General features: G+C 71.4%; 14 protein-coding genes. 9 read left to right on the top strand and 5 right to left on the bottom strand.

All coding sequences use genetic code 11. The features are described from left to right. Positions 1-251: 251 nt before the first annotated feature. Positions 252-2,024 carry an acetyl/propionyl/methylcrotonyl-CoA carboxylase subunit alpha gene (locus IO33_RS0113050; protein WP_031163992.1) on the top strand — a complete coding sequence of 591 codons (1,773 nt, stop codon included), beginning with the start codon at positions 252-254 and terminating at the stop codon, positions 2,022-2,024. Positions 2,025-2,147: 123 nt separating this feature from the next. On the opposite strand, the gene IO33_RS0113055 is transcribed toward IO33_RS0113050, so the two are convergent. Beyond that, the gene (locus tag IO33_RS0113055; protein WP_078963558.1) at positions 2,148-3,077 is read right to left on the bottom strand and encodes a DeoR/GlpR family DNA-binding transcription regulator; all 930 of its coding nucleotides are present in this window, start codon (positions 3,075-3,077) and stop codon (positions 2,148-2,150) included. A gap of 166 nt (positions 3,078-3,243) precedes the next feature. Further along, positions 3,244-4,692 carry an NAD(P)H-quinone dehydrogenase gene (locus IO33_RS0113060; RefSeq protein WP_031163997.1) on the bottom strand — a complete coding sequence of 483 codons (1,449 nt, stop codon included), beginning with the start codon at positions 4,690-4,692 and terminating at the stop codon, positions 3,244-3,246. Between the two features lie 96 nt (positions 4,693-4,788). On the opposite strand from IO33_RS0113060, the gene IO33_RS0113065 reads away from it, so the two are divergent. The 4 genes from IO33_RS0113065 to IO33_RS0113080 all read left to right on the top strand — a co-directional run bounded on the left by IO33_RS0113065 (position 4,789) and on the right by IO33_RS0113080 (position 8,240). Beyond that, the gene (locus IO33_RS0113065; RefSeq protein WP_031163999.1) at positions 4,789-5,226 is read left to right on the top strand and encodes a gamma-glutamylcyclotransferase; all 438 of its coding nucleotides are present in this window, start codon (positions 4,789-4,791) and stop codon (positions 5,224-5,226) included. 50 nt (positions 5,227-5,276) lie between these two features. Then, positions 5,277-5,555, top strand: coding sequence for a type II toxin-antitoxin system RelE family toxin (locus tag IO33_RS0113070; protein WP_031164001.1), 279 nt, complete (start codon positions 5,277-5,279; stop codon positions 5,553-5,555). 109 nt (positions 5,556-5,664) lie between these two features. After that, a complete protein-coding gene (locus IO33_RS0113075) occupies positions 5,665-6,489 on the top strand; it encodes a purine-nucleoside phosphorylase (RefSeq protein WP_031164004.1) in 825 nt (274 codons plus the stop codon). Between the two features lie 119 nt (positions 6,490-6,608). After that, positions 6,609-8,240, top strand: coding sequence for a phospho-sugar mutase (locus tag IO33_RS0113080; RefSeq protein WP_031164006.1), 1,632 nt, complete (start codon positions 6,609-6,611; stop codon positions 8,238-8,240). Between the two features lie 147 nt (positions 8,241-8,387). Here IO33_RS0113080 and IO33_RS0113085 read toward each other — a convergent pair whose 3' ends face one another. After that, a complete protein-coding gene (locus IO33_RS0113085; protein ID WP_031164007.1) occupies positions 8,388-9,080 on the bottom strand; it encodes a PH domain-containing protein in 693 nt (230 codons plus the stop codon). A 147-nt stretch (positions 9,081-9,227) separates the two neighbouring features. Between IO33_RS0113085 and deoC the strand changes: the two genes are divergently transcribed. The 3 genes from deoC to IO33_RS0113100 are packed head-to-tail and all read left to right on the top strand — an operon-like array spanning position 9,228 to position 12,506. Further along, positions 9,228-10,187 carry a deoxyribose-phosphate aldolase gene (gene deoC / locus IO33_RS0113090; RefSeq protein WP_031164008.1) on the top strand — a complete coding sequence of 320 codons (960 nt, stop codon included), beginning with the start codon at positions 9,228-9,230 and terminating at the stop codon, positions 10,185-10,187. Positions 10,188-10,192: 5 nt separating this feature from the next. Beyond that, on the top strand, positions 10,193-11,629 hold the full coding sequence (locus IO33_RS0113095) for an aldehyde dehydrogenase family protein (RefSeq protein ID WP_031164009.1): 1,437 nt from the start codon (positions 10,193-10,195) through the stop codon (positions 11,627-11,629). Then, a complete protein-coding gene (locus tag IO33_RS0113100; protein WP_031164010.1) occupies positions 11,622-12,506 on the top strand; it encodes an aldehyde dehydrogenase family protein in 885 nt (294 codons plus the stop codon). The genes IO33_RS0113095 and IO33_RS0113100 overlap by 8 nt, the downstream gene beginning before the upstream one ends. A gap of 116 nt (positions 12,507-12,622) precedes the next feature. On the opposite strand, the gene IO33_RS0113105 is transcribed toward IO33_RS0113100, so the two are convergent. Continuing rightward, the gene (locus tag IO33_RS0113105) at positions 12,623-13,003 is read right to left on the bottom strand and encodes a hypothetical protein (protein WP_031164012.1); all 381 of its coding nucleotides are present in this window, start codon (positions 13,001-13,003) and stop codon (positions 12,623-12,625) included. 159 nt (positions 13,004-13,162) lie between these two features. On the opposite strand from IO33_RS0113105, the gene IO33_RS0113110 reads away from it, so the two are divergent. Beyond that, positions 13,163-13,762, top strand: coding sequence for a uridine kinase family protein (locus IO33_RS0113110; protein WP_031164015.1), 600 nt, complete (start codon positions 13,163-13,165; stop codon positions 13,760-13,762). Between the two features lie 163 nt (positions 13,763-13,925). Here IO33_RS0113110 and IO33_RS0113115 read toward each other — a convergent pair whose 3' ends face one another. Then, positions 13,926-14,690, bottom strand: a complete 765-nt coding sequence (locus tag IO33_RS0113115) for a SigE family RNA polymerase sigma factor (RefSeq protein WP_031164017.1) — start codon at positions 14,688-14,690, stop codon at positions 13,926-13,928. Positions 14,691-14,767: the final 77 nt, after the last annotated feature.

The raw sequence follows: 14,767 nt of genomic DNA on the forward strand, positions 1-14,767 counted from the left end.
CATTGGGCCATTCGTAGGGACTCGACAAAGAAACTGAGTGGGCCGCAGCACGCTCTTACAGAGACCTTGACCACACGACGGGGCTAGGGTTTCCCGCAGGAGTCCTGCACACCGAGGCGCGACAAGGGCTTTCGCGGGTCGAGCGAGCCTCGAATCACGCTCCGTGTGGGCAAGCTCACCATTGGGGACGGGTCGAAGTGCCGTGTCGGCAGTCCCTAAACTCGGCTTGTTTCAAGGAGGGAGCCTCAATCGTGCGCAAGGTGCTCATCGCCAACCGTGGCGAAATCGCTGTCCGCGTGGCCCGGGCCTGTCGGGACGCCGGGATCGCGAGCGTGGCCGTCTACGCCGACCCGGACCGGGACGCTCTGCATGTCCGCGCCGCGGATGAGGCGTTCGCCCTGGGCGGTGACACCCCGGCCACCAGTTATCTGGTCATCGACAAGATCTTGAACGCGGCGCGCGAGTCCGGCGCGGACGCCGTCCACCCGGGCTACGGCTTTCTCTCGGAGAACGCCGACTTCGCGCAGGCGGTCCTGGACGCGGGCCTGATCTGGATCGGCCCGCCGCCGCACGCCATCCGCGATCTGGGTGACAAGGTCGCCGCCCGGCACATCGCCCAGCGGGCCGGCGCCCCGCTGGTGGCCGGTACCCCCGATCCGGTGAGCGGCGCCGAGGAGGTCGTGGCCTTCGCCGAGGAGCACGGCCTGCCGATCGCCATCAAGGCCGCCTTCGGTGGCGGTGGCCGCGGCCTGAAGGTCGCCCGGACCCTCGAAGAGGTCCCGGAGCTGTACGACTCAGCGGTCCGCGAGGCGGTCGCCGCCTTCGGCCGCGGCGAGTGCTTCGTCGAGCGCTACCTGGACCGTCCGCGGCACGTCGAGACCCAGTGCCTGGCCGACAAGCACGGCAACGTGGTCGTCGTCTCCACCCGTGACTGCTCCCTGCAGCGCCGCCACCAGAAGCTGGTCGAGGAGGCCCCCGCGCCGTTCCTGTCCGACGAGCAGGTCGCCGAGCTGTACCGCGCCTCGAAGGCGATCCTGCGGGAGGCCGGCTACGAGGGCGCGGGCACCTGTGAGTTCCTGGTCGGCCAGGACGGCACGATCTCCTTCCTGGAGGTGAACACCCGCCTCCAGGTGGAGCACCCGGTGACCGAGGAGGTCGCCGGCATCGACCTGGTCCGCGAGATGTTCCGCATCGCCGACGGCGAGGAGCTGGGTTACGACGACCCGGCGCTGCGCGGACACTCGTTCGAGTTCCGGATCAACGGCGAGGACCCGGGCCGCAACTTCCTCCCGGCGCCCGGCACGGTCACCCGTTTCGACGCGCCGTCGGGCCCCGGTGTCCGGCTGGACGCGGGCGTGGAGTCCGGCTCGGTCATCGGCCCGGCCTGGGACTCGCTGCTCGCCAAGCTGATCGTGACCGGCCGCACCCGCCGGGAGGCCCTGGAGCGGGCCTCCCGCGCCCTGGAGGAGTTCCAGGTCGAGGGCATGGCGACGGCGATCCCCTTCCACCGCGCGGTCGTCACGGACCCGGCGTTCGCCCCCGAGCTGACCGGCTCCGAGGACCCGTTCACGGTCCACACCCGCTGGATCGAGACCGAGTTCGTCAACGAGATCAAGCCCTTCACCGCCCCCGCCGATGTCGAGGCGGAGGAGGAGACGGGCCGCGAGACGGTCGTCGTCGAGGTCGGCGGCAAGCGCCTTGAGGTCTCACTGCCCTCGTCCCTCGGCATGTCCCTGGCCCGCACGGGCCTCGCGGCCGGGGCCAAGCCGAAGCGCCGCGCGGCCAAGAAGTCCGGCCCCGTCGCCTCCGGTGACACGCTCGCCTCCCCCATGCAGGGCACGATCGTGAAGGTCGCGGTCGAGGAGGGCCAGGAGGTCAAGGAGGGCGACCTGGTCGTCGTCCTGGAGGCCATGAAGATGGAACAGCCCCTGAACGCCCACAAGGCGGGCACGATCAAGGGCCTGAGCGCCGAGGTCGGCGCGTCCATCACGTCCGGCGCCGCGATCTGCGAGATCAAGGACTGACGTCAGACCACACAGTGACGCCCGGTGGACCGACCCGTTCGGCCCACCGGGCGTCACTCTTTTCCAGCTCTTCCAGGGTGCGACATACCGTCACCGCGCCCTCAGTGCACTCTCAGCGCGTCCTCACCGCCGCCGCAGGTCAGCGACGCGCCCCCGCTCGGCTCCCGCCGGCTCCCCGTACCCCGCCCCCGAGCGGAGCGCCATGCCCCTGCGCGGCCCCGGCAGCGGGGCACGCCGCGCCGGGGCCTGCTCACCCCCCGGAGGGGCTCCGTTCGCGCCGGACACGGCGATCTGCACCCCCTGGTCGGCGAGGGCCTGCAACTCGGTGGCGGCGCGGTCGTCGTGCGCGGGGGGCTCGTCGGTGACCAGACGGGTGATGACGTCGGTCGGCACGGTCTGGAACATCGTGTCCGTACCGAGCTTGGTGTGGTCGGCGAGGACCACGACCTCCGCGGCGGCCTGCACCAGCGCCCGGTCGACGGACGCCGAGAGCATGTTGGACGTGGACAGGCCCCGCTCGGCGGTGAGCCCGCTTCCGGAGAGGAAGGCCTTGGACACGCGCAGCCCCTGCAGGGACTGCTCCGCGCCGGAGCCGACGAGGGCGTAGTTGGAGCCGCGCAGGGTGCCGCCGGTCATCACGACCTCCACCCGGTTGGCATGGGCCAACGCCTGGGCGACCAGGAGGGAGTTGGTGACGACCGTCAGGCCGGGCACCCGCGCGAGCCGGCGGGCCAGCTCCTGCGTGGTGGTACCCGCCCCGACCACGATGGCCTCGCCTTCTTCGACGAGGCCGGCGGCTAGGTCGGCGATGGCCGTCTTCTCGGCGGTCGCGAGGTGGGACTTCTGCGGGAAGCCCGACTCGCGCGTGAACCCGCCCGGCAGTACCGCACCGCCGTGGCGACGGTCGAGGAGTCCTTCTGCCTCCAGTGCCCGCACGTCCCGCCGTACGGTCACTTCGGAGGTCTGGACGACGCGGGCGAGCTCACGGAGCGACACGGCACCGTTCGCTCGCACCATTTCGAGGATCAGTTGGCGACGTTCAGCAGCGAACACGAAACTGACAGTAACCCCAGCGACCGTCTGGTTTCAGCAGTTTGCGCCGAATAACAGAAGTTGTTCGTACGGCAGGGGCGGAAGTGGTATAGGACCCGACCGCCCCGACTATGCCGTACGCACTCGCGGCAACTCCCCGTGACCAGCGGGAAGTTGATTTCGGCCGTCAGGCCTCCGCGCCGGCCTTGCGGGTGTGCAGCTGCCGGGCCACCTCGGCGATCGACCCCGAAAGGGAGGGGTACACCGTGAACGCGTTCGCGATCTGTTCGACTGTCAGATTGTTGTCGACGGCGATCGAGATGGGGTGGATGAGTTCCGAGGCGCGGGGCGCGACGACCACACCGCCGACGACGATGCCCGTACCCGGGCGGCAGAAGATCTTCACGAAGCCGTCCCGGATGCCCTGCATCTTGGCGCGCGGGTTGCGCAGCAGGGGCAGCTTGACGACGCGGGCGTCGATCTTGCCCGCGTCCACGTCCGCCTGCGTGTAGCCGACCGTCGCGATCTCGGGGTCGGTGAAGACGTTGGAGGAGACGGTCTTCAGGTTGAGCGGGGTCACCGCGTCGCCGAGGAAGTGGTACATGGCGATACGTCCCTGCATGGCGGCGACGGACGCGAGGGCGAAGATCCCGGTCACGTCACCGGCCGCGTAGACGCCCGGAGCGGTCGTACGCGACACCTTGTCGGTCCAGATGTGCCCCGAGTCGCGCAGCTTGACGCCGGCCTCCTCCAGGCCGAGCCCCGCGCTGTTCGGGATGGCGCCGACGGCCATGAGGCAGTGCGAGCCGCTGATGACCCGGCCGTCGGCCAGCGTCACCTCGACCCGGTCGCCGACGCGCTTGGCGGACTGGGCGCGGGAGCGGGCCATGACGTTCATGCCACGGCGGCGGAAGACGTCCTCCAGGACGGCGGCGGCGTCCGGGTCCTCGCCGGGCAGCACGCGGTCCCGGGACGACACGAGGGTGACCTTGGAACCGAGAGCCTGGTAGGCACCGGCGAACTCGGCACCGGTGACACCCGACCCGACCACGATCAGCTCGTCCGGGAGCTCGGTGAGGTCGTAGACCTGGGTCCAGTTCAGGATGCGCTCGCCGTCGGGCTGGGCGTCGGGCAGCTCGCGGGGGTGACCGCCGGTGGCGACGAGGACGGCGTCGGCGGTGAGCGTCTCCTCGGTGCCGTCGGCGGCGGTGACGACGACCTTGCGGGACCCGTCGAGGGCCTGCATGCCCTCCAGCCGGCCCCGGCCGCGCATGACCCGGGCGCCGGCCCGGGTGACGGAGGCGGTGATGTCGTGGGACTGGGCGAGGGCCAGCCGCTTCACACGGCGGTTGACCTTCCCCAGGTCCACCCCGACCACCCGGGCGGCCTGCTCCAGCGGCGGCGTGTCGTCGGCGACGATGATGCCCAGCTCTTCGTACGACGAGTCGAAGGTGGTCATCACCTCGGCCGTGGCGATGAGCGTCTTCGACGGCACGCAGTCGGTCAGCACCGACGCTCCGCCCAGACCGTCGCAGTCCACGACGGTCACCTCCGCACCGAGCTGGGCGGCCACCAGGGCCGCCTCGTATCCGCCGGGTCCGCCACCGATGATCACGATCCGAGTCACGTACTCCATTGTCCCGCACCCTTCAAGGTGCTACTGCCCCGGGGCACGCGGAAGCTTCGGCTGGGACAGGAGTGACCCGCGTTTCCCCTGCCGTACCCTCTCCCCATGTCGCTCTATGCCGCCTACGCCGGCAACCTCGACGCGGGCCTGATGTCCTTCCGTGCCCCGCACTCCCCGCTGCGCGCCACGGGCTGGCTGAACGGCTGGCGGCTGACGTTCGGCGGCGAGCAGCTGGGCTGGGAGGGCGCGCTGGCGACGATCGTCGAGGACCCGCTGGCGCAGGTCTTCGTCGGCCTGTACGACATCGCACCGATGGACGAGGAGTCCCTCGACCGGTGGGAGGGCGTGGGCCTCGACGTCTACCGCCGGGTACGGGTGCGGGTGCACACGCTGGACGGCGAGGAGGCGGCCTGGACGTACGTCCTGAACGGCTACGAGGGCGGCCTGCCCTCGGCGCGCTACCTGGGCGAGATCGCGGACGCGGCGGAGTCGGCGGGGGCGCCCCACGATTACGTGATGGAGCTGCGGAAGAGGCCGTGCTGACGGGCAGCGGATCCTAGACTCGGAACACCGGCGCACCCACGGGAGATCGCATGGGCCCCACCACGTACGACGTCTACTACACGGTGCAGGCCGCAGAGGCCCGCGACCGGCTCGACGACCGGCAGCGCAGCGCCTTCGACAAGGGCATCGCCCTGCTGGCCCGCGACCCCTTCCTGCCGGTGTCGCGGCCCATAGGCTCCACGGGCGACGACCGCACCATCCGTCTCACCCAGAACATCCTGGTGGAGTACACGGTCAGCCGGGGCCGGCTGCTGATCTTCATCGTCGAGGTCTTCAACGACAAGGACGTCCTCATCACCGACGAGTGACGGCCGGACCGCTCGCGGCATCCCTTGTGGAAAACGACAAGACAACGATCCCGATCCCGTGACGTCTGTCATCTACGCGCGTAGGCGAAGAGCGGCTACCCTCGTCCACGTGAACGCATCTCTCCTTCCGGACGACATCCAGGGCGACCCGTACGCCGCCGCCGACGCCGCCGCCGCCCGCCTGCGCGAACTGACCGGCGCCGAGACCCACGACGTCGCCCTCGTGATGGGCTCCGGCTGGGCTCCGGCCGTCGACGCCCTGGGCGCACCCGACGCCGAGTTCCAGGTCACCGAGCTGCCCGGCTTCCCGCCGCCGGCCGTCGAGGGGCACGGCGGCAAGATCCGCTCGTACTCCTTCGGTGACAAGCGCGCTCTGGTCTTCCTGGGCCGCACGCACTACTACGAGGGCCGTGGCGTCGCCGCCGTCGCCCACGGCGTCCGTACGGCCGTGGCCGCCGGCTGCAAGACGATCGTCCTGACCAACGGCTGCGGCGGTCTGCGCGAGGGCATGCGCCCCGGCCAGCCGGTGCTGATCAGCGACCACATCAACCTGACGGCGACCTCGCCGATCGTCGGCGCCAACTTCGTCGACCTGACCGACCTGTACTCCCCGCGCCTGCGCGCCCTGTGCAAGGAGATCGACCCCTCCCTGGAGGAGGGCGTCTACGCACAGTTCCCCGGCCCGCACTACGAGACCCCGGCTGAGATCCGCATGGCCCGTGTCATCGGCGCGGACCTGGTCGGCATGTCCACGGTCCTGGAGGCCATCGCCGCGCGCGAGGCGGGCGCCGAGGTGCTGGGCATCTCCCTGGTCACCAACCTGGCGGCCGGCATGACCGGCGAGCCCCTCAACCACGAGGAGGTCCTCCAGGCGGGCCGCGACTCGGCCGCGCGGATGGGCGAGCTGCTGGGCCAGGTGCTGGGCAAGCTGTAAGCGCCGCCGAGCCCATCCGCTCGCCTCTGGGCCGACCGTTTCCGGTGGGCGGGTGGGAAACGGGGGCAGGGGGCACGGCCCCCGGTGGACCAGGCAAACACGGAGAGGTTGATCCCAAGGTGCACGACGATCTCATCGCCCGGGCCGAGGCTTGGCTCGCCGAGGATCCCGACCAGGAGACTCGCGACGAACTGGCCAAGCTGATCGAGGCCGGTGACACAGCGGAGCTGTCCGCCCGTTTCAGCGGCACGCTGCAGTTCGGCACCGCCGGCCTGCGGGGCGAGCTGGGCGCCGGCCCCATGCGCATGAACCGCTCGGTCGTCATCCGCGCCGCAGCGGGCCTCGCCGCGTACCTGAAGAACAAGGGCCAGACCGACGGCGTCGTCGTCATCGGCTACGACGCCCGCCACAAGTCCGCCGACTTCGCCCGGGACACCGCCGCCGTGATGACCGGCGCCGGCCTGCGCGCGGCCGTCCTCCCGCGCCCGCTGCCCACCCCGGTCCTGGCCTTCGCCATAAGGCACCTCGGCGCGGTGGCCGGCGTGGAGGTCACCGCCAGCCACAACCCGCCCCGCGACAACGGGTACAAGGTCTACCTCGGCGACGGCTCCCAGATCGTGCCGCCCGCCGACGCGGAGATCGCCGCCGAGATCGACGCGATCGTCTCCCTGGACGACGTACCCCGCCCGGACTCCGGCTGGCAGACCCTGGACGAGTCGGTCCTGGAGGCCTACCTGGCCCGTACGGACGCGGTCCTGGCGGCCGGCTCCCCCCGCACCGCCCGCACCGTCTACACGGCGATGCACGGCGTCGGCAAGGACGTCCTGCTCGCCGCCTTCGCCCGCGCCGGCTTCCCCGAGCCGGTGCTGGTCGCCGAGCAGGCCGAACCGGACCCCGACTTCCCGACGGTGGCGTTCCCCAACCCGGAGGAGCCGGGCGCGATGGACCTGGCGTTCGCCCAGGCCCGTGCCACGGACCCCGACCTGGTCATCGCCAACGACCCCGACGCCGACCGCTGCGCGGTGGCCGTCAAGGGCGGCGACGGCTGGCGGATGCTGCGCGGTGACGAGGTCGGCGCGCTGCTCGCCGCCCACCTGGTCCGGCGCGGGGCGCGGGGCACCTTCGCCGAGTCGATCGTCTCCTCCTCCCTCCTCGGCCGGATCGCCGAGAAGGCGGGGCTGCCGTACGAGGAGACCCTGACCGGCTTCAAGTGGATCGCCCGCGTGGACGGCCTGCGCTACGGCTACGAGGAGGCCCTCGGCTACTGCGTGGACCCCGAGGGCGTGCGCGACAAGGACGGCATCACCGCCGCCCTCCTGATCACCGAGCTGGCCTCGGAGCTGAAGGAGGAGGGCCGTACGCTGCTCGACCTGCTCGACGACCTCGCGGTCGAACACGGCCTGCACGCCACCGACCAGCTCTCGGTGCGCGTCCAGGACCTCTCCCTCATCGCGGACGCCATGCGCCGCCTGCGCGAGCAGCCGCCGACCGAGCTGGCGGGCCTGGCCATCACGCGGGCCGAGGACCTCACCCGGGGCACGGAGAGCCTGCCGCCCACGGACGGCCTGCGCTACACCCTGGAGGGCGCCCGCGTGATCGTCCGCCCGAGCGGCACCGAGCCGAAGCTGAAGTGCTACCTGGAGGTCGTCGTACCGGTCCCGGACCACGCGGCCCTGCCGACGGCCCACGCCCGCGCGACGGACCTCCTGACGGCCATCAAGCAGGACCTCTCGGCCGCGGCCGGCATCTAGTCCCGCCCATGGAAGGGGCGCCCCACCCGGGGCCCCTTCTCCCTCGGGGCGTCCTTCGGGGCGCCCCCCGGTGCGTCCTTGGTGCGTCCTTCAGGGCGTCCCCCGGGTCGTCCCCCGAGGCATCCCCACCCGCCGCGGCGACGTCGTTCAGCCCGTGGCCAGCAGGATCGCGAACAGGACCGCGCCCGCGAGCGCCGGTGCGATCACCTCGTACGCCCACCGCACGGTGACCTCTCCCTGCGCGGACTCCTCCTCGCCGCGCCGGTCCAGCAGCTCCCGCAGTTCGTCCATGACCTGGTCGGTCTCCGCGCGGGTCGGTCCGCTCTGGTCGCCGGCCCCCGCGCCGACACCGAAGGCGCCCAGGCCGCCGAACCCGCGCCGCGCCGGACCCCCGCCGTGCGCGGCGTCCGAGGCCGCCCGCGCCTTGCGCGCCTCCGCCTTCTTGCGGGCCCGCAGCGAGACGGGAACGGACCACAGCTGGTACTTGGCGCCGGACTTGGCGACGACCTCGTTGGAGTAGCCGGAGCGGAGCGAGGCGATCTCGCCCCAGGGCAGGCTGACCACCCGGAACGGGTTACGGATCCGCAGCCGGTCCTCGCCCGCGAAGACCGCCGGGCGCAGCGTGAAGGCGATCACCAGCGGCACCGCCAGGATCATCCCGGCCAGCGCCAGCCACGGGGCGCGGCCGTGGCCCTGGAACAGCGCGTCGAAGCCGAGCCAGCCGACGACGAGGAGCAGCAGCACGCCGCCCCCGAGCGCCATGGGCGAACGGTAGATCCGGTCCTGGGCGGTGGGCACCGGAGGCTGTGGCGCGGGTGACTGGTGGTCCGGGGTCGTCATGGTCCCGATTCTGCATGACGGCGCCGCCGGTGCCTCCACGCGGCCCGGCACCGGCGCTCATCCGTGATCTTGGAGTGAGATATGAGCACCGGAAAGGCCCCGGGGCTATACATTCGCTACGCGCGTAGATATGCTCGTCGGGTGACCATGCCCACTACCGCACCCACAGCTCACGCTCTCTCGGATGTCACCGCGTCCGACAGCACGCTGCGCCGCTTCCTGCACGGGCTGCCCGGCGTCGACGCGGTCGGCCTGGAGGCGCGCGCCGCCTCTCTCGGCACCCGTTCCATCAAGACCACCGCGAAGGCGTACGCCATCGACCTCGCCATCTCGATGGTCGACCTGACGACGCTGGAAGGCGCGGACACCCCGGGCAAGGTCCGGGCGCTCGGCGCCAAGGCGGTCCACCCCGACCCGACGGACCGGACGACCCCGACCACGGCGGCCGTCTGCGTCTACCCCGACATGGTGGCCGTCGCCAAGGAGGCCGTCGCCGGCTCCGGCGTGAAGGTCGCCTCGGTCGCCACCGCCTTCCCGGCCGGCCGCGCCGCCCTCGAAGTGAAGCTGGCGGACGTCCGTGACGCCGTCGCCGCGGGCGCCGACGAGATCGACATGGTCATCGACCGGGGCGCGTTCCTCGCCGGCAGGTACCTCAAGGTGTACGACGAGATCGTCGCCGTGCGGGAGGCCTGCGGTGACAGCGCCCGTCTGAAGGTCATCTTCGAGACCGGTGAGCTGTCGACGTACGACAACATCCGCCGCGCGTCCTGGCTCGGCATGCTCGCCGGGGCGGACTTCATCAAGACCTCGACCGGCAAGGTGGCGGTGAACGCGACCCCCGCGAACACCCTCCTCATGCTGGAGGCGGTGCGCGACTTCCGCGCCCAGACCGGCATCCAGGTCGGCGTGAAGCCCGCGGGCGGCATCCGCACCACCAAGGACGCGATCAAGTTCCTGGTCCTGGTCAACGAGACCGCGGGCGAGGACTGGCTGGACAACCACTGGTTCCGCTTCGGCGCCTCCTCGCTGCTGAACGATCTGCTGATGCAGCGTCAGAAGCTGGCCACCGGCCGCTACTCCGGCCCCGACTACGTGACGGTGGACTGATCACCATGGCTTCCGTATTCGAATACGCACCGGCGCCCGAGTCCCGCTCGGTCGTCGACATCGCCCCCTCCTACGGCCTGTTCATCGACGGCGAGTTCGCCGAGGCGGCCGACGGCAAGGTCTTCAAGACCGTCTCCCCGTCGACCGAGGAGGTCCTCTCCGAGGTCGCCCAGGCCGGTGAGGCGGACGTCGAGCGCGCGGTGAAGGCCGCCCGCAAGGCGTTCGAGAAGTGGTCCGCGCTGCCGGGCTCCGAGCGCGCGAAGTACCTGTTCCGCATCGCCCGGATCATCCAGGAGCGCAGCCGTGAGCTGGCCGTCCTGGAGACGCTGGACAACGGCAAGCCGATCAAGGAGACGAGGGACGCCGACCTGCCCCTCGTGGCCGCGCACTTCTTCTACTACGCGGGCTGGGCCGACAAGCTCGACCACGCCGGTTTCGGCGCGAACCCCAGGCCGCTGGGCGTGGCCGGCCAGGTCATCCCGTGGAACTTCCCCCTGCTGATGCTGGCGTGGAAGATCGCCCCGGCCCTCGCGACCGGCAACACGGTCGTCCTGAAGCCGGCCGAGACCACTCCCCTGTCCGCCCTCTTCTTCGCGGACATCTGCCGCCAGGCCGGCCTGCCCAGGGGTGTCGTCAACATCCTTCCGGGCTACGGCGACGCGGGTGCCGCGCTCGTCGCGCACCCCGACGTGAACAAGGTCGCCTTCACCGGCTCCACGGCCGTCGGCAAGGAGATCGCGCGGACCGTCGCGGGCACCCGCAAGAAGCTCACCCTGGAACTGGGCGGCAAGGGCGCCAACATCGTCTTCGACGACGCCCCCATCGACCAGGCCGTCGAGGGCATCGTGACCGGCATCTTCTTCAACCAGGGCCAGGTCTGCTGCGCGGGCAGCCGCCTGCTGGTGCAGGAGTCGGTCCAGGACGAGCTGCTGGACTCCCTCAAGCGCCGCCTGTCCACGCTGCGCCTCGGCGACCCGCTGGACAAGAACACCGACATCGGCGCGATCAACTCCGCCGAGCAGCTGGCCCGGATCACCGCGCTGACCGAGCGGGGCGAGGCGGAGGGCGCCGAGCGCTGGTCCCCGGCCTGCGAACTGCCGACCTCGGGCTACTGGTTCGCCCCGACGCTCTTCACGAACGTGACCCAGGCGCACACCATCGCCCGTGACGAGATCTTCGGCCCGGTGCTGTCGGTCCTGACCTTCCGTACGCCGGACGAGGCGGTCGCCAAGGCGAACAACACGCAGTACGGGCTGTCGGCGGGCATCTGGACCGAGAAGGGCTCGCGGATCCTGGCGGTGGCGAGCAAGCTCCGCGCGGGCGTGATCTGGTCCAACACGTTCAACAAGTTCGACCCGACCTCGCCGTTCGGTGGCTACAAGGAGTCGGGCTTCGGCCGCGAGGGCGGCCGCCACGGCCTGGAGGCGTACCTCGATGTCTGACCGACTGTCTGTCTTCAAGACCTACAAGCTGTACGTCGGCGGGAAGTTCCCGCGTTCCGAGAGCGGCCGGGTGTACGAGGTGTCGGACTCGAAGGGCAACTGGCTGGCCAACGCACCGCAGTCCTCCCGCAAGGACGCCCGTGACGCGGTCGTGGCCGCGCGCAAGGCGTTCGGCGGCTGGTCCGGCGCGACCGCCTACAACCGCGGTCAGATCCTGTACCGGGTCGCGGAGATGCTGGAGGGCCGCCGCGAACAGTTCGTGCGCGAGGTGGCCGACGCGGAGGGCCTGTCCAAGTCGAAGGCCGCCGCGGTCGTGGACGCGACGATCGACCGCTGGGTCTGGTACGCCGGCTGGACCGACAAGATCGCCCAGGTGATCGGCGGCGCCAACCCGGTCGCCGGCCCCTTCTTCAACCTCTCCTCTCCGGAGCCGACCGGTGTGGTCGCCGTCCTGGCCCCGCAGCAGTCGTCCTTCCTCGGCCTGGTGTCGGTCGTGGCTCCCGTGATCGCCACCGGCAACACGGCGGTCGTGGTCGCGAGCGAGAAGTCCCCGCTGCCGGCCCTCTCGCTCGGCGAGGTGCTGGCCACCTCCGACGTGCCGGGCGGTGTGGTGAACATCCTGTCGGGCCGTACGGCGGAGATCGCGGCCCCGCTCGCCGCGCACCAGGACGTCAACGCGATCGACCTGGCGGGCGCCGACGAGGAGCTGGCGAAGGAGCTGGAGATCGCGGCGGCCGACAACCTCAAGCGCGTGCTGCGTCCACAGCCTGTGGATTACTTCGAGACGCCGGGCACCGACCGGATGACGGCGTTCCTGGAGACCAAGACGGTCTGGCACCCGACGGGTTCGCTGGGCGCCTCCGGCTCGTCGTACTGAGCAAGGGCGCGTACCGGGCGGACCGCCCGTCGCGCCGACGGGCCCCCACGGCCGAGAGCCGCGTCTTCCCCCCGTCCGGGGAAGACGCGGCTCTCTCGCGCGCCCGCCCGTCCGGTTCAGGCCGCGCCGCCGCCCAGCAGGCCCCCCACGGTCCGCTCCAGCGTCGGAACGGCGCCGACCGTCCCGGTCTCGACGAGCGGGCCGGTGAAGTCCGAGACGTCGCCGCCGTCGTCCCTGCGGCTGGTGACACCCACCGGGGTGTACCGGAGGGCCTGGACGGGGACGGTGGCGTACTGCAGCCCACTGGTCGCGCCCTGCAGGGCGGCCTGCGGGGCCGTCGCCCCGAAGGAGGTGGGGGGCCGCCAGGGGACATCCGCGAGGCGGGCGGTGTCCGCGGACGCCGTCGCCGCGCCCACGCCCAGTGCGGCCGAGGCGGTCGCGAGGACGATCAGGGCGCGCTTCGCGGTGTGGTTCGGGGGGAACACGTGTCGTGCCATCCAGGGGCCGCCTTCTGCTGCGGTGAGTAGCGGAGTCGACACGAAGAGTAGTTGAGGTGGGAGTCACGCTCAAAAGCCGACCCGCGGGGTCGGCAGGCGGCTCCCCATGCGTCAAACTGGTGTTCCGTGAGCCTTCATCTCCCGTCCCCCGCCCGTGTCGTGCTGCTGTGCGGCCCCTCCGGCTCGGGCAAGTCCCTCGTCGCCGCCCGCTCCGGGCTCCCTGTGCTGCGCCTCGACGACTTCTACAAGGAAGGCGACGATCCGACTCTGCCGCTGGTGGCGGGGAGCTCGGACATCGACTGGGACCACCCCGGATCATGGGACGCGGACGTCGCCGTCGAGGCCATAGCCCGGCTGTGCGCCACCGGGTCCACGCCGGTGCCGGTGTACGACATCGCGCGCAGCGCCCGTACGGGCGAGGAGACGCTGCACATCGGCCGCACCCCGCTGTTCATCGCCGAGGGCATCTTCGCCGCGGAGATCGTCGAGCGCTGCCGGGAACGCGGTCTGCTGGCGGACGCGCTGTGCCTGTCCCGGGGTCCCGTCACCACCTTCCGCCGCCGCTTCCTGCGCGACCTGCAGGAAGGGCGCAAGTCGGTGCCGTTCCTGCTGCGCCGCGGCTGGCGGCTAATGCGCGCGGAGCGGACGATCATCGCCCGCCAGGTGTCCCTGGGCGCGCACCCCTGCGACCGGGACGAGGCCCTCGGCCGGCTCACCGCGGCGGCCGCGGGCCGGCAGGTGCGCCAGACGGTGGCGTGAGCGGCGTACGGCAGCAGAACGGGACTGGTTGGACCCCCCGGCCCACCAGTCCCGTTCCTCTTGCTCCCCCGTTTTTTCCGCGTCCCCCGCGAACCCACCCCCGGTGATCCCCCGTGATTCCCCCGTGTCCCCCCTCGGGTCACCCCCCAGTGACCCCTGACCTTCAGGCGACGAGCTCGCCGAAGGCGTCCTCCTCGTCACGGCCGAAGCTGAGGACCTCGTCCTCGCGCAGCCGGCGGAGCGACCGCCAGATGCTGGACTTCACCGTGCCGACACTGATGTCGAGGATCTCCGCGATCTCCGGGTCCGTACGGCCCTCGTAGTAGCGCAGGACCAGCATGGTGCGCTGGAGTTCGGGCAGCCGGGCCAGCGCCTGCCACAGGACCGCGCGCAGCTCGGTGCCGCGCATCGCGTCCGTGTCGGAGGGCGTCTCCGGCAGTTCCTCGGTCGGGTACTCGTTGAGCTTGCGGCGCCGCCAGGCGCTGATGTGCAGGTTGGTCATGGTGCGGCGGAGGTAGCCGCCGACCGCCGCCTTGTCACTGATCCGGTCCCACGCCTTGTACGTCGAGAACAGCGCGCTCTGCAGCAGGTCCTCGGCCTCGAAGCGGTCGCCGGTCAGGTGGTAGGCGGTGGCGTACAGGGAGGCGCGGCGCTCCTGGACGTAGGCGGTGAACTCCGCCTCGCTCAGCGAGCGGCGCTGCTCCCCCGAGTCCTCCCTGTACGCGCTTCCCCCGTGCGTTTCCCCCGTGTGCGCGTCAACCACCGTCATGTAGGGCTGAAGCCCCTGCTGCGCATACGCGGTGTGCTGACGCCCGGTGCCGCGAGCGCACCCCCGCCCGCTCACGGCACCGGACTTCTCGGAACCCCGGTGCACGTCGTGCAGGCGCGTGACTACGGCGCTGGTGCTGATGCTGTGCAGCGTGTTCATCTCGCGCTCCCCGTCGTGGACTTGCGGTGGTTCGGTCGTGCCCGGGCCGGTGCGGCCTGCCGTCCTGCCCGTGACCA

Origin of the sequence: Streptomyces durhamensis, from assembly GCF_000725475.1 — a bacterium.
Classification (GTDB): Bacteria; Actinomycetota; Actinomycetes; order Streptomycetales; family Streptomycetaceae; genus Streptomyces; species Streptomyces filipinensis.

Bases quoted from the DNA above. Each gene is read 5' to 3' on its own strand.
- IO33_RS0113060 (WP_031163997.1), bottom strand. From the start codon at position 4,692: ATGGAGTACGTGACTCGGATCGTGATCATCGGTGGCGGACCCGGCGGA.
- IO33_RS0113065 (WP_031163999.1), top strand. From the start codon at position 4,789: ATGTCGCTCTATGCCGCCTACGCCGGCAACCTCGACGCGGGCCTGATG.
- IO33_RS0113070 (WP_031164001.1), top strand. From the start codon at position 5,277: ATGGGCCCCACCACGTACGACGTCTACTACACGGTGCAGGCCGCAGAG.
- IO33_RS0113085 (WP_031164007.1), bottom strand. From the start codon at position 9,080: ATGACGACCCCGGACCACCAGTCACCCGCGCCACAGCCTCCGGTGCCC.
- deoC (WP_031164008.1), top strand. From the start codon at position 9,228: ATGCCCACTACCGCACCCACAGCTCACGCTCTCTCGGATGTCACCGCG.
- IO33_RS0113095 (WP_031164009.1), top strand. From the start codon at position 10,193: ATGGCTTCCGTATTCGAATACGCACCGGCGCCCGAGTCCCGCTCGGTC.
- IO33_RS0113100 (WP_031164010.1), top strand. From the start codon at position 11,622: ATGTCTGACCGACTGTCTGTCTTCAAGACCTACAAGCTGTACGTCGGC.
- IO33_RS0113105 (WP_031164012.1), bottom strand. From the start codon at position 13,003: ATGGCACGACACGTGTTCCCCCCGAACCACACCGCGAAGCGCGCCCTG.
- IO33_RS0113115 (WP_031164017.1), bottom strand. From the start codon at position 14,690: ATGAACACGCTGCACAGCATCAGCACCAGCGCCGTAGTCACGCGCCTG.